Genomic DNA, 20,571 nt, shown 5'->3' on the forward strand with positions numbered 1-20,571 from the left:
GTTTTCTTTTTCCTGCCTTTTGCAGGTCGGCAGCGCGCGAACGTGCCACCCTTATTTTCGTGCTCAGGACTGCTTTGACTGATGCATGGCAATGTTTGCCCGCGATACCAGTTTGGCAAGGGTATCCCCCGGCTCGGCAATGCCAAGACCAACGCTTAGGGTCAGAGCGGGATATTCATTTCCTGCCTGAAAGTCCTCTGCCCCGACATGATCCGTCAGACGCTGCAGATAATTCAAGGCCCCTGCCGCCCCGGTTTCCGGCATCAGGATGATGAATTCCTTATCACTCCAGCGCGCGATCACATCGGTTTCGCGCATCATATCCGATGCCACCTTGGCAAACAGCTTCAATGCCGCGTCACCAGCAGCATAGCCAAGGCTTTCATTCAGGCTCTTGAGGTTGTCAAAATAGACCATCCCGACAACGACCGCATTGCCATAACGGTTTGAGCGCTCAAGCTCGGTGCGCAGGATGCCTTCCATGTAACGCCGGTTATAAAGCCCGGTCAGCGGATCGGTATTGGCAGTGCGTTCAAGATCTTTTCGCGCCTGATCCAGCGCCTTGCGATCATGAATATGGGCAACGGTCTGGCCAATTGAGTCAGCAAAAAGCTGTACGAGATCAATGTCATGCTTGCCAAAGGGTGTCACCGGATTTGGGCTGCCAAATGCAAGCGTTCCGATGCATTCGCCTTCAACCACAATCGGCGCACCAAGATAGGCGGCAAACCCAAATTTTTCGCCAGCCGGATGGTCGCCCAGTTCGCTTTCACTGACATCATGAAAGGCAAAAACCTTGCTGGCTGAAATCACATGACTGCAGAAAGTCTCATCAAGGTCGAACGCCATGCCCGGCGTCAGGGCATTTTCCGGGTGGAAGACCTGCCGAATTTCATAGGTCTCTTCGCCAATGGCACTGAAGATCCCAACAGGCAGGCCAAACTGCTCAATGCCGAGCTTCAGGATCGCCTCAACACGCTGTTCGAACATTTTGGCCATTTCTGCCTGATGATCGGTCTCAAACTCGGTCGTCATGATGTTTCCCATATTGTGACCGGCACGGTTTTCCCCCGACACGCCAGCCATAAAGTCTTGTTATACTGCAACATTTAAAACCCTTGGTCGCACAGGGCAAATTCTAAACGCTTAGCATACCAAGGCATAGGCCATTCTTCTGGCTGAATAATATTTTTCTGATATGACCGGATCAATCAACGCGTTTTCGGGCGCGCCGGCATGTGATGAAGCAAGGCGGCCCCACGCAAGCCGCCATCTCGGACAAAGGCGCCCGGGACCACCAGCGGCGTATCATATCGACCAAGAGCCTGCTTGCGGACCCGTACATCAATCTCTTCGATCAATGCAGTTTCGGATGCCAGACCGCCCCCCACGGGAATGCAATCAGGATCAAGAACATTGACCATCAAAGCCAGTTCACGGGCAACCAGATCGCAGTAAATGTCGATGGCCTTGGCAGCCAAAGCCTCATTGGCGTGCCAACCTGACGTAATGTCTTCGCTGGCCCGTACCGCGCCGCCAATCTGGGCATAAATGCGTTCAAGGCCACGGGCCCCACCCCAGGCATCAAGACACCCTGTACGCCCGCAGCCACAGGCAATCGGGGCAAGGCCATGCTTGATCAGGGTTCCGGTGACATCATTTCCATGCCCCCATTCACCACGAATACCACTATTGCCGCCGACAAACTGCCGATCAACGACAATGCCACCACCGACACCCGTACCAAGGATGATGGCGAACACGATGCTGGCATCCCGGGCGGCACCACTTGACGCTTCGGCCAGAGCAAAACAGTCGGCATCGTTTTCAACCAGAACCTTGCGCCCCAGAACATTGGAAAGTTCCGCAGCCAGCGGCCAATCCTTGATCGCCGGAATATTAGCCGAAATCACGGCACCGGTTTTCGGATCAATCCCGCCTGCCAGGCTGATGCCGATATCCTGCGACTGACCGTATTTGGCATCGGCGTCACGGATGCATTCGGACAGGATGGCAATAAAGGCGCCGCGATCTTCGCGCGGTGTCGATGCCTTGCGATGATCAACGAACGATCCGTCCGCATCGAAAACCCCGAACTCAATGTTCGATCCACCGATATCAAAGGCATATTGCATACTGCACGTTCCCCAATCCTGACTGTTAACGGGATACACCAGCCAAGGCAGCGCAGCAAAAAGAAACGGCACCTGCCCGACTGGCAAGTGCCGCTCCGATACGTCTCGATGCGCTGTCAATTAACTGCGCAGGCGTGCTGCCACATCGTCATAGGACGGCATCTGATCCACAGGACCAAGCGCCGTAATGGTCGGCTTGCCATCAAGCAGCGCCTTACCGGATCGGCGTACGCTTTCAAGATCAACCGCGTCGATCTTGCCAACGATTTCTTCCATGCTTTGCGGGCGACCGAAAATCTGGATCTGGCGTGCGAGTGTTTCACAGCGACCCGAATTGCTTTCCATCGCCATCACCACCGATGCCTTGAGCTGCGCACGGGCACGTGTGACTTCTTCCTCGGAAAGGTCTTCGGTCGCACGAACCAGTTCATCGCACATGACCGGCATCAATTCGCCAATGTCATTGGCTCCCGTCCCGGCATAGATCGAGAACAGGCCACCATCCACGTAATGCGACGAAAAGCTATAAACCGAATAAACCAGCCCGCGTTTCTCGCGGATTTCCTGGAACAGGCGCGAGGACATGCCGCCACCCAACAGGGTGTTGAACACCTGCAGGTCATAGAAACTGTCATCGGTGTAGGACACGGTCGGAAGACCAAAGATCACATGCACCTGTTCAAGCTTGCGGTTTTCGATCCGGCTGCCGCCTTCGTATCTGAGCGGCTCCATCTCGTGGTCTTCATGAGCCGGAAGGCTGTCGAACTTTTTGGCGACCATATCGACCACGCGGTCATGCTCAACCTTGCCTGATGCTGAAAACACCATGCGCTTCGGGCTGTAGCGGCGCGACATGTAATCAAACAAGTGATCGCGGCTGAGCGACGATACATTTTCCGGGCTGCCGAGGATCGAGCGCCCCAATGCCTGATTTGGCAGGGCGGTTTCCTGGAAGTAATCGAAAATGATGTCGTCGGGCGTATCGTTGGCCTGACCGATTTCCTGCAAGATCACCTGACGTTCGCGTTCAAGTTCCTTCGCATCCAGTGTGGAGTGCTGCAGGATGTCGGCAATCACATCAATCGCCAGTTCCTGATCTTCATGCAGGACCTTGCAATAATAGGCCGTGTTCTCGCGCGAGGTATAGGCATTCATCTGCCCGCCAACTGCTTCGATTTCTTCGGAAATCTGAAGTGCGGAACGACGACGCGTGCCCTTGAACGCCATATGTTCAAGCATATGGGAAATGCCGTTGATGTCTGGCGTCTCGTTACGCGCCCCAACATCAACCCATGTGCCCAAGGCAACCGACTCTACGTGATCCAGACGGTCGGTCGCGACAATCATTCCATTGTCAAGCCGGGTGAGCTCGACTGTCATATAGCATTACTCCTGTTTCGCATTTCAGGCCCAATCATGGCTTGTCTTCAGGCGGCACGTCGGTTTTTACGAACGTGCGCCATCAAGGCGGCCACATCATTGGACATGGGTTCGACCTTTTCAGGTCGGTCATATAGATCGGAAAGACGCGGCGGCAAGTCCGGGTAAATGCCCGACGCCTGCTTGACCGCATCCGGGAATTTCGCCGGATGTGCCGTTGCCAGTGCCACCATCGGTACGGATTTGTCCCGATTGCACTGACGGCCGGACACAATGCCAATCACGGAATGCGGATCAACCAGTTCGCCGCTGGTTGCCAGCACATCCTTGATTGCGGCTTTGGTTTCTTCGTCATCCAGTCGATAACCGTCAAAATGTTCACGCGCACGGCCAAACTGGCCCTGCGACATTTCCATAACACCGGTTTCACGGAACTTGGTCAGCATATCGGCAATCGCAAGCCCGTCACGATCATAAAGATCAAACATCAGACGCTCAAAGTTTGAGCTGACCTGAATATCCATCGACGGACTAAGCGATGGTTCAACGCCTTCCATCTTCATGGTTCCGGTTTCAAAGAAACGGGCCAGAATGTCATTGCGGTTGGCACCCACCACAAACTGTTTGATCGGAAGGCCCATCTGCATGGCGGCATAACCGGCATAAACGTTGCCGAAGTTGCCCGACGGCACCGAGAATGAAATTTCACGTTCCGGCGATCCAAGCTGCACACCCGCCCAGAAATAATAGGCGATCTGGCACATGATGCGTGCCCAGTTGATCGAATTCACCGCCGACAGGCCAACTTCGTCACGGAAGCCATGGTCGTTAAACAGTGCCTTGACCAGATCCTGACAATCATCAAACGATCCTTCAACGGCGACGTTATGTACATTGTCCGACAGGATGGTCGTCATCTGGCGACGCTGGACTTCTGAAACGCGGCCCTTGGGATGAAGGATGAAAATGTCGATATTTTCACGATCACGGCAGGCCTCGATCGCAGCAGATCCGGTATCGCCCGATGTCGCACCGACAATCGTAATGCGTTCGCCGCGTTTGGCCAGAACATGGTCAAACAGGCGACCAACCACCTGAAGCGCATAGTCCTTAAACGCCAGCGTCGGGCCATGGAACAGCTCCATTACCCAGTCATTCGGGCCAAGCTGTTTAAGCGGTGCGACCGCTTCGTGATCAAAGCCCTGATATGTATCTTCAAGAATGGCCTTAAGGGCATCGTCATCAACCGTGCCCGCCACAAACGGCTGGATCACCTTGAACGCTACTTCGGCATAGGTCAGAGTTCGCAGTGCACGAATGTCATCCTTGGAAAAGGTCGGCCAGGTTTCGGGAACATAAAGCCCCCCGTCACGGGCCAGACCGGCAAGAAGAACTTCATCGAACTGCAAAACGGGGGCGCTTCCCCGCGTGCTGACATAGCGCACTAGACCTGCTCCTGCGTAAGGCGAATACCGGTTCCGTGCCCACAGGCGCAGTACGCCCCCATAAACACGGCAAGGCCTGATTTAGTGAGGGTTTGCGCCGCTATAGTCAAGGGTCAATACAACAGGTCTGGCACGCATCAGCGATAATACGCGATCAACACCAGCCATCGCTGCAAACATCCGTGATGACTTAGCTATCAAGCGGGATGTCATGTTCCTTCAACTTGGCTTCCGCAAGAGCAGCGCGACGGACAACGGTGCGGTAATTGCCCAGAAGGATTCGCAAGACCGCCTTGATGAACCGGTCCGAGCCCGACATTTTCTTCTCGAACGTCTGGCGATTGATTGCGATCAGAACGGTACGTTCCTTGGCACGGGCGGATGCCATCCGGGGCTGATTATCAACAAGGGCAAGCTCGCCAAACAAACCACCGGCCTCAATCGTTCCCAGAACGACTTCTTTGTCTTCGCTCAGCGTCTTGTAGATTTCGACCTTGCCTTCCTGCACGACATAGGCGGCATTGCCGGGCTTGCCTTCGCGGAAAATGACCTGATCGATGGCAAAGACCTGTCGGTCCATGACCTTCTTGTTGCCGTCAGTTATGCCCATGTCTTTGCAGTGCCCATGTAAATTAGCCGGGATTCTGCCCCCGATCATTGATGGCAGCGTATATCACCAATCCATCAATCAATGCTAGCAGATTGCCCGATCCATTCAATTGAATTTACTGGCCATACCTATTCTCAAGATGGGCCTTGAATGCATCAACGCCAAGGGCCTTTCCTGTTGCCGCCTCAAGGATCGCGTCGGTGGATTTGCTCGACGCCTGACCATGTATGTTTTTGCCAAGCCAGCGCATCAACGGGGCGAAATCACCGCGTGAAAGTGCGTCTGGAATTTCAGGGTTGGCTTCCCTGGCAGCGGCAAAGATCTGGGCTGCGGCCATCGCACCCAACGTATAGGTCGGGAAATATCCCCACGCCCCGGCAGGCCAGTGGATATCCTGCATGCAGCCATTGCGGTCATCTTCGGGCACAATGCCCAGAAGTTTCTGCATCATTTCGTTCCAGGCCGATGGCAGGTCGGCAAGCTTCATGTCACCTTCGATCAATGCACGCTCGATGCGATAGCGCAGGATCACATGGGCGGGATAGGTCACCTCGTCGGCATCAACACGGATCAGCCCCGGCTCAACCCGGGTATAAAGGCGATGCAGGTTGGCGGGCTTCCAGGCCGAACTGTCGCCCCCAAAAGCCGACTCAAAAACCGGTCCGGCATAGGTCAGAAATTCTTCTGACCGGCAGGCCTGCATTTCAACCAGAAGCGACTGGCTTTCATGCATGGTCATGCCACGCGCCTTGCCAACAGGCTGGTTTTGCCAGTCGGCTGGCAACCCGCGCTCATACATGGCATGGCCGGTTTCGTGCAGAACCCCCATGATGGCGGAGGTAAAATCATCCTCGTCATAGCGCGTGGTCAAGCGTACGTCTTCGGGGATGCCACCACAGAACGGGTGATGCGAAATATCCAGACGTCCGTGATCAAAGTCGAAACCAACCGCCTTCATCAGCTCAAGGCCGATCTGGTTTTGTGTTTCAACCGGGAACGGCCCTTTCGGTTTCAGCGGCTTGTCTTCGGCTTTTTGACGCTCGATGACATCGGCAGTGAAATCAGGCAGGAAGGATTCCAGCTCGGCAAACAGGGTATCAATCCGGTCAGAGCGCATCATCGGGTCATACTGATCAAGCAGCGCATCATAAACGGACGTCCCAAGTGCCTCTGCCTTGGCTTTTCCGGCCTCAATCGACAGATCGAGAACTTCTTGCAGTTGCGGCAGCAGTCCCTTGAAGTCATTTTCAGCCCGCGCAGTACGCCAGGCGACCTCACAGCGCGTTCCAGCACGTGACATCTTCTCGACCAGTTCGCCCGGAACAGCCGTGCCATGAACCCATGCGCGCTTCATTTCGGCAAGGTTGGCCTGTTGCCAGTCATCAAGGCTTTCGCCCTCGGCACTGGTGATCAGATCCCCCAGATCCGGTGCATTGATCAGTTCGTTTTCCAGAACACTCAGTGTTGCCAACTGTTCGGAGCGGGCATTTGCACCGCCGCCCGGCATGATCACTGCCATATCCCAATGCAACATCCCGCCAATGCCCGACAGGACACTCATGCGGTGAAAACGGGATTCAAGCTTTTTGTATGCTTCAGTCATGGGGGCTCCTGCGCGGTCTGGTTGGTCACAGTCCGCATAAAAAACAGTCAAATTCGGCAAAGTGCAATCAGGACGTCGTGTTGTTTTCCTTATCGCCAGACGGACGGCGATGATACAGGACAAACATCACGATCAGGGTCAGTGCAAGACTGTACCAGGTGATGGCGTATTGAAGATGGTTATTGGGCAGTTCAACTTTCGCCTGACCACCAATCGGCAAGCCACCCGGGACCTCGGAATCATCGAGTTCCAGATAATATGGGCTTGCTAGCTCCGCCCCGGAATCTTCGGCCATGTGATCGACATCGACGTAAAACCACTGATTGCGCAAGGCATCGTTTTCTGGCTGCGCCCAATGCTTTTCGCGCGGCAGACGCAGAACGCCAGATACCTGCACAGGGCCCTCGATCAGGCTTTCCGGGCGAGTTTCAGGGTCGCGGTAATCCTGGGGCACCCAGCCGCGATTGACCAGAATGATACGGCCATCTTCCTGTTCAAGCGGTGTGATCAACTGAAACCCGACATTGCCGCGACGGGTACGCGCCATCAGGTATTTTTCCTGATCGTTCAGGTACACACCTTCGGCATATGCCGCGCGGAACGCCATATCCGGATCAAAGGCCGTGTCCGTCGGCACCGCGATTGGGGCCATTTGCGCCTGCGCCTGGCGGCTTTCAATCAGGTTTTGTTTCCAGAACAGTCTGTCAACCTGCCAGGAACCAAGCCCCAAAAGGATCACCAAAGACAGCCCGGCGGAAATTTTCATCGCCAGACTGGGACGCGTTTTAAGAAGTGGCATGAAGGGTCAGTCCTGTTCGGATGTCGATCGGTGACGATATTGCAGCGCCACCATGATGCCTTTGAGCGGCCTTAGCAAGACCAGTGTCAACCCGATGATCACCGGGCCCCACATAACGGCATGAAGCCATAATGGCGGCATATAGGCCATTTCGACCCAAAGCGCCATGGGCACCACCAGAAATCCGAGAATAAAGATGATGAAAACGGCCGGGCCATCACCGGAATCATGACCGCGCAGATCCAGTCCGCAAACCGCACAGGTTTCGCGCACTGTCAAATAGCCCGAAAACAACTTTCCCCCACCGCAGCGGGGGCATTTGCATGCCAACCCGGTACGAATGGGGGAAAGGTTTGGATAATAATCATCCATGATCTTGTTTGTGCCCTGACGGCGGCTTATTCGCCGCCCCAGATGTAAACAGCAAAGAACAGGAACAGCCAGACAACGTCAACGAAGTGCCAGTACCAGGCTGCTGCCTCAAGACCGAAATGATGATCCTGCTTGAAGCCATCTTTCATTGCACGCACAAGGCAGACCGCCAGGAACACCGTCCCGACAAACACGTGGAAGCCGTGGAAACCGGTCGCCATGTAGAAGGTCGAGGAATAGATGTTGTCCGAGAAGCCGAATGCCGCGTGGCTGTACTCATATGCCTGAAGGAACAGGAAGATAACGCCAAGACCAACGGTCAGTGCCAGTCCCTGAACAAGGTCCTTTTTCTTGCCTTCAAGGATGCCATGATGCGCCCAGGTCAGGGTGCAACCCGACAGCAGCAGGATCAGGGTATTCAGGAACGGCAGATCCCAGGGATCAAGTACTTCGACACCGGCAGGCGGCCATTCGGTCACACCCGGGCTGAAGATCACAAACGCGTTGTGGAAGAATGCCCAGAAGAAGGCGACAAAGAACATCACCTCGGATGCGATGAACAGTGACATCCCGTAACGCAGGCCGATCTGAACGACCTTGTTATGATAGATGTGTGATTCACTGATCACGTTGCTCCACCAACGGAACATCACAAACAGAATGCCTGCAATGCCGATCGCCGCCAGCCAGAAGTCAGCCGGCGCACGGTCCGAATGCATGAACATGACCATGCCACCGGTAAACAGACCAGCAGATGCCGCAGCCACCAGCGGCCACGGGCTCGGGTCTACCAGGTGGAACGGATGCTTTTGTGCATGATCACTCATTCCTTGCCCCCCTCAATCCTTACAAAAGAAACTCTAAGTTCGCTTTGTTAACCAAAGACTGGACATGCCACCAAACAGTGGATTGTCAGCCTCCATGATCTTCGTTCCCGCCAACTGCTTCTACCGATGCCTCGGATTTGAAGAAGGTGTATGACAGGGTAATTGTCTTCACGTCTTGGGTATTGATGTCTTCGGCAATGGCAGGATCAACATAGAAACTGACCGGCATGTCTACGCGCTCGCCCGGTTGAAGGGTTTGCTCGTCAAAACAGAAACACGCGATCTTGCTGAAATACTGCCCTGCTTTTAGTGGTGTCACATTATAGACCGCCTGCCCGGTAATCGGTTTGACGGCCATGTTTTCGGCCACGTAATAGGCCAGATTATCTTCGCCCAGACGCACCGTAATTTCACGCTGTTCGGGCTTGAACTGCCATTGCAGTCCCGAATTCACATCCGCGTTGAAGCGGACCTTGATGGTCTTTTCCGACACTTCAACGCCGGTATCCTTGCCCACTTGTGGCGTTCCGCCAAAACCGGTCACCTGACAAAACAGTTCGTAAAGCGGGACAGATGCATAGGACAGGCCGATCATGCCGCCAACGACGACAACACAGCTGAGCAGCACACGCTTGTTGCGTGCCTTTACAGTATCTGTGTGTTTTTGATCAGCCATGGCTTCCTAGCTCATCTTCAATATGGTTATCGCAAAAAACAGGATAATCAGGCTGCTCAGGATCGCCAGAAACACCCAGTTCTTCTTTTTGCGCTTGGCATAAAACGCTTCGAGTTCGGCTTTGCTCATTTTAGGGGACTCCGTCATGCGATCACCCCTGCAAGCCAGACATCTGCAACCATCGCCCCGAACAGGACAAACAGATACAGGATCGAATATCCAAACATCTTGTGCGGGGCGCGTTCCTCGGCATTGCGCAGAACACGAACCGCGTGGCGCAGGAACCACAGCCCGGTCAGGGCCGCCGTAACGCCATAAAAGACACCAAGCAGACCAGTCGCAACCGGTACCAGCGTGATCGGCAACAACAGAAGCGTGTAAATCAGCATCTGCTTCTTCGTCGCCGCCTCGCCGGCAACCACCGGCATCATCGGCACGCCGACCTTGGCATAGTCGCCACATCTGAACAGGGCCAGCGCCCAGAAATGCGGCGGTGTCCACATAAAGATAATCATGAACAGCGCGATAGAATTAAGATCAATCCCGCCTGTCACCGACGCCCAGCCGATCATCGGGGGGAAAGCCCCGGCGGCACCGCCAATGACGATATTCTGTGGTGTGCTGCGTTTAAGCCACATGGTGTAAACGAACACGTAAAACGCAATCGACACCGCAAGCAAAACAGCAGCTGCAATATTGATGGCAACCGCCATCACGGTTACCGAAACAATCGACAATGCAATGCCAAGCGACAATGCTTCGTCCGCTGGCACGCGCCCTGCCGGAATTGGCCGGTTCTGGGTGCGTTTCATGTGGATGTCGATATCGCGATCATACCACATGTTGATTGATGCGGCCGCACCACTGGCCACAGCAATACAGGCAATTGCGACAAGTCCGAGGAACGGATGGATTGTTCCCGGCGCAATCAACAGACCAACTGCACCGGTGAAAACCACAAGCGTCATGACGCCGGGTTTGAGCAACGCGATATAGTCACGCACATCCGAAACCGGCAGGGATACTGCGTTTTCAAGCGCTAGGGTCTGATCTGCAACCTGCTTGGTCATTGAACTCTGGTCTTCTCGTTTGGGGCGGTAGGATGCCCCCCGCAAACCGGGGCCTGCGGGGGACTTAAACCAGGATCACTTACTTGATACGTGGCAGTTCGTCAAAGGTATGGAACGGCGGCGGAGAGCTGACGGTCCATTCCAGTGTATCTGCACCTTCCCCGTACGGGTTTGCTTCGGCCTTCTTGCCACGGATGAAGGCATGCGCCACCACACCAAGGAAGAAGATCGTCGCCGCAAACGAGATATAGGCACCATAAGACGAAACCATGTTCCATCCGGCAAACGCATCCGGGTAGTCGGCATAACGACGCGGCATGCCGGCAAGACCCAGGAAGTGCTGCGGGAAGAAGGTCAGGTTGACGCCGATAAAGAACAGCCAGAAGTGGATCTTCGCACCGAGATCGGAAATCTCGTAGCCCGACATTTTGCTGAACCAATAGTAGAAGCCAGCAAAGATCGAGAAGACAGCGCCAAGCGACAGAACATAGTGGAAGTGCGCCACAACGAAATAAGTGTCATGCAGCGGCAGATCCATGCCCGAGTTCGCCAGAATCACACCTGTCACACCGCCCACAGTAAACAGGAAGATGAAACCGATTGCCCAAAGCATCGGAGCCCGCAAGGTGATCGAGCCCCCCCACATGGTCGCGATCCACGAAAAGATCTTAACCCCGGTCGGCACCGCAATCACCATCGTCGCTGCGGTAAAGTATGCACGGGTATCAACATCCAAGCCCACCGTGTACATATGGTGCGCCCACACGATGAAGCCGACAACACCGATTGCCACCATCGCATAGGCCATCCCGAGATAACCGAAGACCGGCTTGCGCGAGAAGGTCGAGATGATGTGGCTGATGATGCCAAAGCCCGGCAGGATCATGATGTACACTTCTGGATGACCAAAGAACCAGAACAGGTGCTGATACAGGATCGGGTCACCGCCACCGGCCGGATTGAAGAAGTCCGTGCCAAAGTTACGGTCGGTCAGAAGCATGGTGATCGCGCCACCAAGTACCGGCACCGCCAGCAGCAGCAAGAATGCCGTCACCAGCATTGCCCAAGCAAAAAGCGGCATCTTATGCAGGGTCATGCCCGGCGCACGCATGTTAAAGATGGTGGTAATGAAGTTCACCGCACCAAGGATCGAGCTGGCACCGGCAAGGTGAAGGGCAAAGATCGCCATATCCACCGAGGCATCCGGATGGCCAAGCACACTTGAAAGTGGCGGATAAACCGTCCAGCCGGTGCCGGCACCACTGCCAACCACGGCTGAGAGCATCAGCAGGATAAAGGCCGGAACAATCAGCCAGAACGAAATGTTGTTCAAACGCGGGAACGCCATATCCGGCGCGCCAATCATGATCGGAACAAACCAGTTGCCAAAGCCGCCAATCATCGCGGGCATGACAACAAAGAACACCATGATCATGCCGTGTGCGGTCACAAGCACGTTAAAGAATTGCGGGTCATCAATGACCTGGGTTCCCGGTTGTGCCAGTTCCATACGGAACCAGACCGAAAACGCACCACCGATCAAACCGGCAAGCACTGAGAAGATTAGATAAAGAGTCCCGATATCCTTGTGGTTGGTCGACAGGAACCAACGGGTAAAGAAGCCGGGGGTATGATCGTGATCATGTGTTTCAGCGTGAGCCATCAATCTCTCCCTCACTCTGCCGATGCCACTGATACCGCAGACGGCAGATCAGCAGATGCGAACTGTTCTTGAGCCTCGGCGACCCAGGCTTCGTATTCTTCCATGGTAACGGCCTTAACCGCGATCGGCATATATGCGTGGTTCACACCACACAGTTCCGAACACTGACCATAGAATGTCGTACCGGCATACTCAGCTGGAATGCGGGTCCAGGTTTCGTTCAGTCGGCCGGGAACGGCATCAAGCTTGATGAACAGCGACGGCATCGCCCAGTTATGGATCACGTCGTCTGACGTCATGATCAGACGGATGTTTTGATCAACCGGCAGGACAACGGGATTGTCCACATCCAGAAGGCGGTTCAAGCCTTCGGCAACAGCAGTTTCCTGATCGATCATAAGAGAATCAAAGGTGAAGTTGCCGTTATCCGGATACTCATAGGTCCAGTACCACTGCTTGCCAATGATCTTGAGCGTAAGATCGGCGTCCTCAACACGGTCTGCAAAATACAGCAGGCGGAAAGACGGGATCGCAATAACAAGGAGGATCAGGACCGGAACAACAGTCCAGACGACTTCAAGAAGCGTGTGGTGGGTTGTTTTCGACGGTACCGGATTGCGTTTCGCGCTGAAGCGGAAAAGCACGTAGAGCAACAAAGCCAACACGATCACGGTAATGATCGTCATCAGCCATGTAAGCAAATTAAAGAATTTCTGGCCTTCAACAGCCACAGGCGAAACCGGATCCTGCAGCCCAAGCTGCCACGGTTCGGGTTGACCAACAGCCGCAATCGCTGCGCCATCAACCCCGGTAAGTACCGCCAATCCCAACAAAAGAATGGGAAATAGCTTCTTGATCGACATGCGAATCTGCCCCCTCGCATTACATCTCAAGGCGATATGCCTCACTCTTCCCCACCCCCGCTGGGCTTTGGTGACTTGGTGTATCATCCCCTTCTTGGGATGATCCCAACCTCAACCAAAGATTAAAGTACAACGGGCCGGAGCATTTCCTCTGACATATCTTATTCTTAAATAGCCTGCACATGAAAGTACATTGGTAACGCAGGCAAATAGCGTATCTTCGACACCTGTTCCAGAAAAAACCTCGCTGCGTTGCACAAAAAATGTATTTGATAACAAATCAAATTAGCGCCCCGGTTTTAGCTGAAGCCGTTCTAAATACCCACCCTTGGATAGAAAAACCGCCATTCCTCTCGGCCGATTTTCGCTTCGCCTGCGTTTGCTGCTTTGCAATATATGCGCAACAGACCTTAGAATCACTTCAACCAATGGCTAAAGCCGTTTTCTCATCCGTCCTACGCAGCCGACATCCGTGCGGATCAACTCAACGCTACGTCACATTGATGACATCGCAGGATGCCCCGATTTTGACCGGGCATTGCCGAAAAAACCTTTCAGGGAACGATTCGGTGCATACTTTGAGGCGCTTCGATCCTACATGCAGCAAAATTATGGTCCAAACCCTTTAACTGCGTTGGCTTTTCCCCAATATCACGGATAGAAATTCGGTTGGATATATCAGCTTTGCGGACTATTCTACCATCACGTATGCATTCCCGATGTTCCGTGCAAGATGGTCAAACCGGCCCTTGTCCGATGCTGACGGTTCAAAGACAGAGGTTCGTCTATGGCACGCTCAGGAAGTAAAAGACTATTCACCGCAGAGATGCGGTTGCTCAACAAGCTCGAAACCATGAGTGACATGGTCGCCCTGCCGACCGAAATGCCGACCGACACGGGTAGTGCTGCAGGCAGCGCTGACATTTCAAGCCTGCACACCGCAATCGAAGAGCTCAAACTTGAACTGTTGTCCGACATCCGCTTGATGATCGACGAACAGAAAAAGGCGAACGCGGCAGCAGCCCCGGACGATGACGAACAGGCAGATGCCCGCAAGGAACTGCGCCTGGTCAAGAACGAAGTCCGCGCACTTGCCAATTCCATTCAGGAAACGAAAAAGGAAATCGCTGCTCTTTACACCGCTCCCGAAGACGATAGCGGTACACGCCTGAATATCGTGAAGGGCGAACTTGATTCCGTTGTCGCCGCGACCGAGGACGCAACGGCGAACATCCTTGAAACCGTCGAGAAGATTGATGCGGTCGCGCACAATATTCGCTCAGCTGCCACGGATGACTACACGCAGGGGCTGGCAGATGACATTGTCGAGCTTGTGGTCAAGGTCTTTGAATCCTGTAACTTCCAGGACCTGACCGGGCAGCGGATCACCAAAGTCGTCAACACGATGAAATATATCGAGGAACGTGTGAACCGCGTGATCGAGATTTGGGGCGAAGACGACTTTGGCGACTTTGACCTGCCGCCAGATCCCAAGGGCCTCGACAATCTGGACAAAACTGTCACCAAGGCCCCGCAGAACGCCAATCGCGTGTCTCAGGATGAAGTTGACCAGATCTTCTCACAGGAAGAAATCGACGCCCTGTTTGATTGATCCGCATAATCCCGCGCAAAACAAAAGCCTGCCAGATTGGCAGGCTTTTTCTTTTGGCAGTTTGTGAAAATCTGTGCCTCAGGCGTGTCCGGCTTCACCCGACAGCAGTTCGGGCGCAAATCCAAGCCGCGAGAACGCCTGTTCCCACTTGTCTTCGCAATCGGTGTCAAACAGCAAATCTGCATCCGCATCGACATGAAGCCAACCGTTGGCCAGAATCTCACTTTCAAGCTGACCACTGCGCCACCCGGCATAGCCAAGGGCCAGAATACGGCTTTGCGGGCCTTCGCCCACGGCAATCTGTTCAAGGACATCAACCGTCGCCGTAACCGATACACCACGATCGACGTGAAGTGTCGCTTCGTTGGAGAAATCGGTTGAATGCAGAACGAAGCCACGGCTGCTTTCGACCGGGCCACCGAAATGCACCTGAATGTCTTCGATGGTGGGTGCCGGACGCGCAATGCCAAGCTGCTCAAGGAGTTCGGGGAAGGTGATGCTGTCGATCAGGCGGTTGATGACAAGCCCCATCGCACCGTCTTTGTTGTGCGCACAGATATAGACCACACTTTGCGAAAAGCGCGGATCACGCATTCCCGGCATCGCTACCAAAAGCTTCCCGCCAAGATAATCGCCAGTGTCTATACCTTCACCCATCTCGAAAACTCTCTTTATCCAGTTTCATCAAGCCTAACGCGAATGCCTTTCCATTACCATCAAGAACCCCGGAAACCGCGACAATTTGTCGTTTGACATTGCTCCATCCCATATATCGTATGTAGGTGCAAACGCCGTGCTCTGCCATTGGGCGGCATTACAGTTGTTCTGGATCAGGCCAAGGCACAGCGGTTTTGTGGTACTGATAGACCGTTCACACAGTCGTGGCTTGATTTGAACACGGGCTCGAACTACGCCTGTTTTGTGCCACAAGTCTGGCTCATACTGCGCCAACCGTTTTTCGTGCTTAAGGAACAACACGTGTTTCGCCACCTTATCGCCCGTTTGACCCTGTTATTTGCCCTCTGTCTTACGATCATCGGCACAACGTCCGCCGCAATGGCGGCGTCGAACACGGCCACCAACTGGTTTGACGAAGACTTTGCCTCGGTGCGCCTGATCAGTGCACAGACCGAAACCGGCGGCAAAGAAGTCCTGCGGTTGGGTCTTGAATACGAATTGCAGCCGGATTGGAAAATCTACTGGCGCAGTGCGGGTGATGCCGGTTTCCCGCCGCAACTTGACTGGACCGGGTCCGAAAACATTGGCGAGGCCGAGATGCTTTGGCCCGCGCCATACCGGTTTTCGATCTTCGGGCTGGAGACCTTCGGCTATAAGGACCACATCATTCTGCCGATTGATGTCGCGATCATGGACCCGGCTGAACCAGTCGCGATCCGCCTTGGTGTCGATTATCTGGTTTGCAGCGACGTCTGCATTCCAGCGACGGCAACCTTCAATCTCGACATCCCGGCGGGCAGTTCCGGCAGCGCTGGCGGATCAATCACCAGCGCCCACGCCCATCAGATCGAAAAATTCGTTTCAAAGGTGCCGCTGACTGGCGCAGGCCTGCCGATCCAAGTCACCAGTATCAGCAGCGTAAATAACGGCGATGCGCGCAAATTGCGCCTTGGGGTTCACGGGCTTGATGCCGCCGGGGTAGAGGTCGAAGACATCCTGATTGAAAGCGACCTTCGTGCAGGCTATGGCCTGCCCAAGCCTGCTGGATCTTCCGATGATCAGGCCGACGATATCCGGTATTTCGACATCGCAGTCATGGGATTGGCACAGGACCAGTCGTTGATTGACCAACCGCTTACGGTCACGGTCATCGCTGGTCCGCTATCTGTTGAACAAGACCTTGTCGTTGGCGCAGTCAGTGACGGGATCGCACCCAAGGCCGCCCCGGCCAGCACCGGCGCAAGCGCTGGCAACAGCTTCTGGATGATCGGCTTGTTTGCCTTGCTTGGCGGGTTGATCCTGAACATCATGCCGTGCGTCCTGCCCGTCTTGTCAATCAAGGTGATGTCTGCACTCAAGGCAAACGCACAGGATACCAACCGCGTACGCATCGGATTTCTGGCCAGTGCGGCCGGGATCATCACATCCTTCTGGGTGATTGCCGCGGTCCTGGTTGGCATCAAACTGGCCGGCGGCACAATCGGCTGGGGCATTCAGTTCCAGCAACCACTGTTTTTGACCGTCATGACGATCATTCTGGCCCTGTTCGCGCTGAATATGTGGGGCCTGTTTGAGATTTCCGGCCCAGATCAGCTTGGCAATGCCGCCAATGATGCGATCACACGCAGTGAAAGTCACGGCCGCCATATCAGCAGCAATTTCCTGACCGGCATGTTTGCAACCTTGCTGGCAACACCGTGCTCTGCGCCGTTCCTTGGCACCGCTGTTGGGTTTGCGCTGGCAGGCAGTGTCTTTGATATTTTCTGGATCTTCACGCTGCTTGGTATCGGATTGGCAATACCGTATTTCGCCATCGCCATTCAGCCACGCGTCGCCCGCATCCTTCCCAAACCGGGTCGCTGGATGAACGGTGTAAAATTCGTGCTGGGCCTTGCCTTGATCGGCACGGCGATCTGGCTACTCGGTGTGCTTTCGGTTCAGGTCGGATTGACCGGTGCAATTGCAGTCGGACTTGGCCTGATTGCTGGTGGCGTCTTTATCTGGGCGCGCAAACGCACATCAAACCTGCGTCCGCGCCTTGCCTTTACCTCTTTGGCAGTTCTGGGTTTCCTGATTGCGTTGTTTGCGCCCGGATTTTCCAAACCACCGTCATTGCCCGGCACGTCATCTGGCAACGGCACCCTCACCTGGCAGCCCTTTGCGCCAGAGACAATCGATACGCTGGTTGCCGACGGCAAGACTGTCCTGGTTGATGTGACGGCAGAATGGTGTGTGTCCTGTCAGGTCAACAAGAAGCTTGTTCTGGAAAAAAGCAATGTCCGCACGGCACTGACGCAGGACAATATCGTGCTGATGCAGGCTGACTGGACCCGCCCGGATCAGCAGATTGCCGACTATCTGGCATCCTATGGCCGCTTTGGTATTCCGTTTAATGCCGTGTTTGGACCCGGTGCACCGGATGGCATCCTGCTTTCGGAGTTGCTTGGCGTGGACGAAGTTCTTGGTGCGCTTGATGATGCAAATGGTTCCGCCAGCCTTGCCAGTTCGGCAGAGTAATCACATCTGATTGAGGATGCGTATTCCAACCGTCCCGATTTGCATCCCCGCTTTTGCAGGAACAAGGGCGGGGATGCCAACGTTACAAGTTAACCAGATGAAACCTGTTAAAAACTCTGCGTGAAAGCATTGAATGCCAAACAGATATGGTGTTTGATTCCGGCATGCGATCCAGCGCGCAGTCAACGGGATTGCGCCAAATAACGGAGATACCAATGACCATTAAAGTCGGTACTGAACTCCCGGAAGTCACCCTTTTCCGCGCAACCAGCGATGGCCCCGAAGCCATCAATTCCAAGGAATTCTTTGCAGGACGCAAGGTTGTCCTGTTTGCGGTGCCGGGTGCCTTTACCCCGACATGCTCGGCAAAACATCTGCCGGGTTTTGTAGCCAAAGCCGATCAGATCAAAGCCAAAGGTGTCGACGAAATCGCCTGCCTGGCATCCAATGATGCTTTTGTTCTGCATGCGTGGGCAGATGCCGAAAATGCAGAAAACATCACCATGCTGTCAGACGGTGACCTTGCATTTGTAGATGCAACGGGTCTTGAACTTGATTTGACCGGACGTGGCCTTGGCAAACGTGCCAACCGCTTTGCCATGATTGTGGAAGATGGCAAGGTTACCGAGCTTGCCGTCGAAGAACCCGGCGCCTTTGAAGTATCAAGTGCCGAAGCGGTGCTGGAAAAACTCTAGGCCCGCGATAAATTACACGCACAAGCGCTTAAAGCTCCGCAAACTGATGCGGAGCTTTTTGCTTTTCAGATACATCTTTGCGCACAGGATCAGCGCGGCAGCAAAACCGGTATCGGGTCTTCCTTGCTGTCGTAGTCGCATTCAAAGGTCGGGTTGGTGTGTTTGGCAATGAAATGCACAACACCTTCCCGGAAGCTGCCCTTAATCGGCGACCAGCTCATATAGACCCCGCCGCGGGTATCATATTCGCGAATATCGGGATCGCGCATCAGTTCAGAAAAACTGTGTCCAAGATCCTCTGTCGCACCTGCCACCAGCCACGACGGCTTCAAGCCGCCATGCCACAGCAAGTAGACGCCACCGACATTATTCAGACCAAGTTCAGAAATGTCATCGATCATGAAAAGACGGTAGTAATCCCCACGCGGGCTTTTTCGCCATTTGATATCTTGCGCCTTAGGCTGGCGAATAGCACCGAGAGACCAAAATCCCATAGTAACCTCCAAGCACGCCAAAACACGTGCAACCGAATGTCACACGCATCCCAACATAGCTTCTTATTCTTATAGGTAAGAACTTACCTTAGCATATGTAAACTTTTGGTTGACGAAAGACAGCGCACAAAACGCTATCATTTCGCCTAGCGAGTTCAACTGTGTAACGCTACTACCTAATTAACCCGACAAAACCAAGCATTTTTCGAGTTATTCGAATAACTTATCGATGTCGTCCTGGCTGATACCCTCGCCATCAAGCTGCGGACCATTCAAAAGGTCTGAATCTTCGGGCCGTGCTTCTTCTTCAACTTCAGGGACCGGCAGTTCGGCGAAGGCGTCTTCACCCCAGATCGAGATCATGTTGTGGACGCGCTCTTCAACGAATTCAAGGGTACTAACCACCTTGTTGATGCGCTGGCCGGTAATGTCCTGGAAGTTACAGGCTTCAAAAACCTTGGTCACGATGAAGGCAATCTGCTCGACGTGATCAGCAACAAAATCGCTGGGCGCCGAGTTCTTGAGCGCCATGGTCAGATCGTCGATCTGCTCAGCCGATTCAAGAATGGTGTGGGTCGCCATTTCAGTGTCTTTGACGATCGCATCAAGTTCCGAAGCAGCACTGACAAGACGGTCGTCCTGCGCCTTGGGATGGCGCAATGATGCAATCTGCACCTTGGCCTTGTGAATGTGCTCGTTCATTTCTTCGATCTGGGTGCGGATCAGTTCCAGATCGTCACGATCAGGCTCTGCTGCCCCCGGTCGATTGGAGTGGGTCGGATTGCTTGTAACCGGCTCAGGCAATTCATCCATCGGTGCGTCGTTCGACGCAACGGGTGCTCCGACATCGCTTGGTGCCACCCCACCGGACGCCACGGCCTGACGGAGTTGCGAAACTTCACTGCGCAACGCGCGGATTTCATCAAGAACCGCCTGGGAAATTCCGGAGTTATCCGGAACACTCGCCGCCGACGGCAAAGAAGCCGGCATCGGTTCGCCTGCCCCCATCCCGCTTTCCAGCGTCGGATCGAAGAAGGAATCCGACCAGTCTTCAACAACACCACCTGTCCGTTCTTTAAGACGACGTTCGGCAGTGAATACTTTTTGCACGCGACGAGACATGACTTGTTCC

General features: G+C 54.3%; 20 protein-coding genes. 3 read left to right on the forward strand and 17 right to left on the reverse strand.

The genetic code is table 11. The features are described 5' to 3' along the window. Positions 1-63: 63 nt before the first annotated feature. From AUQ43_RS12895 to coxB, 14 genes are all read right to left on the reverse strand, one after another. Positions 64-1,035: a sensor domain-containing diguanylate cyclase gene (locus AUQ43_RS12895; RefSeq protein WP_181838524.1), complete on the reverse strand. Its 972-nt coding sequence runs from the start codon at positions 1,033-1,035 to the stop codon at positions 64-66. A 176-nt stretch (positions 1,036-1,211) separates the two neighbouring features. Continuing rightward, a complete protein-coding gene (locus AUQ43_RS12900; protein WP_062956655.1) occupies positions 1,212-2,135 on the reverse strand; it encodes an ROK family protein in 924 nt (307 codons plus the stop codon). A gap of 120 nt (positions 2,136-2,255) precedes the next feature. Next, positions 2,256-3,515: a pitrilysin family protein gene (locus tag AUQ43_RS12905; RefSeq protein ID WP_062956656.1), complete on the reverse strand. Its 1,260-nt coding sequence runs from the start codon at positions 3,513-3,515 to the stop codon at positions 2,256-2,258. Positions 3,516-3,562: 47 nt separating this feature from the next. Continuing rightward, the gene (thrC, locus tag AUQ43_RS12910; RefSeq protein WP_062956657.1) at positions 3,563-4,960 is read right to left on the reverse strand and encodes a threonine synthase; all 1,398 of its coding nucleotides are present in this window, start codon (positions 4,958-4,960) and stop codon (positions 3,563-3,565) included. Positions 4,961-5,150: 190 nt separating this feature from the next. Beyond that, positions 5,151-5,570, reverse strand: coding sequence for a cyclic nucleotide-binding domain-containing protein (locus AUQ43_RS12915; RefSeq protein WP_062956658.1), 420 nt, complete (start codon positions 5,568-5,570; stop codon positions 5,151-5,153). 115 nt (positions 5,571-5,685) lie between these two features. Continuing rightward, positions 5,686-7,173, reverse strand: a complete 1,488-nt coding sequence (locus AUQ43_RS12920; RefSeq protein ID WP_062956659.1) for a carboxypeptidase M32 — start codon at positions 7,171-7,173, stop codon at positions 5,686-5,688. 67 nt (positions 7,174-7,240) lie between these two features. Next, entirely contained in the window at positions 7,241-7,972 is a 732-nt protein-coding gene (locus AUQ43_RS12925; RefSeq protein WP_062956660.1) for an SURF1 family protein, read from the reverse strand. 6 nt (positions 7,973-7,978) lie between these two features. Beyond that, on the reverse strand, positions 7,979-8,344 hold the full coding sequence (locus AUQ43_RS12930; RefSeq protein WP_062956661.1) for a DUF983 domain-containing protein: 366 nt from the start codon (positions 8,342-8,344) through the stop codon (positions 7,979-7,981). Positions 8,345-8,370: 26 nt separating this feature from the next. Beyond that, positions 8,371-9,171, reverse strand: a complete 801-nt coding sequence (locus AUQ43_RS12935; protein ID WP_008889200.1) for a cytochrome c oxidase subunit 3 — start codon at positions 9,169-9,171, stop codon at positions 8,371-8,373. An 85-nt stretch (positions 9,172-9,256) separates the two neighbouring features. Next, on the reverse strand, positions 9,257-9,847 hold the full coding sequence (locus AUQ43_RS12940; RefSeq protein ID WP_062956662.1) for a cytochrome c oxidase assembly protein: 591 nt from the start codon (positions 9,845-9,847) through the stop codon (positions 9,257-9,259). Between the two features lie 6 nt (positions 9,848-9,853). Beyond that, on the reverse strand, positions 9,854-9,976 hold the full coding sequence (locus tag AUQ43_RS20635; protein WP_255356119.1) for a hypothetical protein: 123 nt from the start codon (positions 9,974-9,976) through the stop codon (positions 9,854-9,856). 14 nt (positions 9,977-9,990) lie between these two features. Next, a complete protein-coding gene (cyoE, locus tag AUQ43_RS12945) occupies positions 9,991-10,917 on the reverse strand; it encodes a heme o synthase (protein ID WP_181838523.1) in 927 nt (308 codons plus the stop codon). A 79-nt stretch (positions 10,918-10,996) separates the two neighbouring features. Continuing rightward, positions 10,997-12,580: a cytochrome c oxidase subunit I gene (gene ctaD, locus AUQ43_RS12950; RefSeq protein ID WP_062956663.1), complete on the reverse strand. Its 1,584-nt coding sequence runs from the start codon at positions 12,578-12,580 to the stop codon at positions 10,997-10,999. 11 nt (positions 12,581-12,591) lie between these two features. After that, a complete protein-coding gene (gene coxB, locus AUQ43_RS12955; protein WP_062956664.1) occupies positions 12,592-13,443 on the reverse strand; it encodes a cytochrome c oxidase subunit II in 852 nt (283 codons plus the stop codon). Between the two features lie 787 nt (positions 13,444-14,230). On the opposite strand from coxB, the gene AUQ43_RS12960 reads away from it, so the two are divergent. Beyond that, positions 14,231-15,055, forward strand: a complete 825-nt coding sequence (locus AUQ43_RS12960; protein ID WP_232310670.1) for a hypothetical protein — start codon at positions 14,231-14,233, stop codon at positions 15,053-15,055. A 78-nt stretch (positions 15,056-15,133) separates the two neighbouring features. Here the strand turns inward: AUQ43_RS12960 and AUQ43_RS12965 are convergent, their stop codons facing one another. Beyond that, positions 15,134-15,712 (reverse strand): YqgE/AlgH family protein, encoded by a 579-nt coding sequence (locus tag AUQ43_RS12965; protein ID WP_062956666.1) that lies wholly within the window; start codon positions 15,710-15,712, stop codon positions 15,134-15,136. A gap of 321 nt (positions 15,713-16,033) precedes the next feature. Here AUQ43_RS12965 and AUQ43_RS12970 point away from each other — a divergent pair, with 321 nt between their 5' ends. Next, entirely contained in the window at positions 16,034-18,250 is a 2,217-nt protein-coding gene (locus AUQ43_RS12970) for a protein-disulfide reductase DsbD (RefSeq protein ID WP_062957295.1), read from the forward strand. A gap of 215 nt (positions 18,251-18,465) precedes the next feature. Next, entirely contained in the window at positions 18,466-18,945 is a 480-nt protein-coding gene (locus tag AUQ43_RS12975; RefSeq protein ID WP_062956667.1) for a peroxiredoxin, read from the forward strand. A gap of 89 nt (positions 18,946-19,034) precedes the next feature. Here the strand turns inward: AUQ43_RS12975 and AUQ43_RS12980 are convergent, their stop codons facing one another. Continuing rightward, positions 19,035-19,439 carry a hypothetical protein gene (locus tag AUQ43_RS12980; protein ID WP_232310671.1) on the reverse strand — a complete coding sequence of 135 codons (405 nt, stop codon included), beginning with the start codon at positions 19,437-19,439 and terminating at the stop codon, positions 19,035-19,037. Positions 19,440-19,649: 210 nt separating this feature from the next. Next, positions 19,650-20,561: a protein phosphatase CheZ gene (locus tag AUQ43_RS12985; protein WP_062956669.1), complete on the reverse strand. Its 912-nt coding sequence runs from the start codon at positions 20,559-20,561 to the stop codon at positions 19,650-19,652. Between the last annotated feature and the right edge of the window lie 10 nt (positions 20,562-20,571).

Source organism: Thalassospira sp. MCCC 1A01148 (assembly GCF_001613795.1).
Classification (GTDB): Bacteria; Pseudomonadota; Alphaproteobacteria; order Rhodospirillales; family Thalassospiraceae; genus Thalassospira.

What these genes read in the sequence shown, in the direction of transcription:
- ctaD (WP_062956663.1), bottom strand. Translation starts at nt 12,580, where the DNA reads ATGGCTCACGCTGAAACACATGATCACGATCATACCCCCGGCTTCTTT.
- AUQ43_RS20635 (WP_255356119.1), bottom strand. Translation starts at nt 9,976, where the DNA reads ATGAGCAAAGCCGAACTCGAAGCGTTTTATGCCAAGCGCAAAAAGAAG.
- coxB (WP_062956664.1), bottom strand. Translation starts at nt 13,443, where the DNA reads ATGTCGATCAAGAAGCTATTTCCCATTCTTTTGTTGGGATTGGCGGTA.
- AUQ43_RS12895 (WP_181838524.1), bottom strand. Translation starts at nt 1,035, where the DNA reads ATGACGACCGAGTTTGAGACCGATCATCAGGCAGAAATGGCCAAAATG.
- AUQ43_RS12915 (WP_062956658.1), bottom strand. Translation starts at nt 5,570, where the DNA reads ATGGGCATAACTGACGGCAACAAGAAGGTCATGGACCGACAGGTCTTT.
- AUQ43_RS12900 (WP_062956655.1), bottom strand. Translation starts at nt 2,135, where the DNA reads ATGCAATATGCCTTTGATATCGGTGGATCGAACATTGAGTTCGGGGTT.
- AUQ43_RS12940 (WP_062956662.1), bottom strand. Translation starts at nt 9,847, where the DNA reads ATGGCTGATCAAAAACACACAGATACTGTAAAGGCACGCAACAAGCGT.
- cyoE (WP_181838523.1), bottom strand. Translation starts at nt 10,917, where the DNA reads ATGACCAAGCAGGTTGCAGATCAGACCCTAGCGCTTGAAAACGCAGTA.
- AUQ43_RS12920 (WP_062956659.1), bottom strand. Translation starts at nt 7,173, where the DNA reads ATGACTGAAGCATACAAAAAGCTTGAATCCCGTTTTCACCGCATGAGT.
- AUQ43_RS12965 (WP_062956666.1), bottom strand. Translation starts at nt 15,712, where the DNA reads ATGGGTGAAGGTATAGACACTGGCGATTATCTTGGCGGGAAGCTTTTG.
- AUQ43_RS12975 (WP_062956667.1), top strand. Translation starts at nt 18,466, where the DNA reads ATGACCATTAAAGTCGGTACTGAACTCCCGGAAGTCACCCTTTTCCGC.
- AUQ43_RS12980 (WP_232310671.1), bottom strand. Translation starts at nt 19,439, where the DNA reads ATGGGATTTTGGTCTCTCGGTGCTATTCGCCAGCCTAAGGCGCAAGAT.
- AUQ43_RS12925 (WP_062956660.1), bottom strand. Translation starts at nt 7,972, where the DNA reads ATGCCACTTCTTAAAACGCGTCCCAGTCTGGCGATGAAAATTTCCGCC.
- AUQ43_RS12905 (WP_062956656.1), bottom strand. Translation starts at nt 3,515, where the DNA reads ATGACAGTCGAGCTCACCCGGCTTGACAATGGAATGATTGTCGCGACC.
- AUQ43_RS12930 (WP_062956661.1), bottom strand. Translation starts at nt 8,344, where the DNA reads ATGGATGATTATTATCCAAACCTTTCCCCCATTCGTACCGGGTTGGCA.
- AUQ43_RS12985 (WP_062956669.1), bottom strand. Translation starts at nt 20,561, where the DNA reads ATGTCTCGTCGCGTGCAAAAAGTATTCACTGCCGAACGTCGTCTTAAA.
- AUQ43_RS12935 (WP_008889200.1), bottom strand. Translation starts at nt 9,171, where the DNA reads ATGAGTGATCATGCACAAAAGCATCCGTTCCACCTGGTAGACCCGAGC.
- AUQ43_RS12960 (WP_232310670.1), top strand. Translation starts at nt 14,231, where the DNA reads ATGGCACGCTCAGGAAGTAAAAGACTATTCACCGCAGAGATGCGGTTG.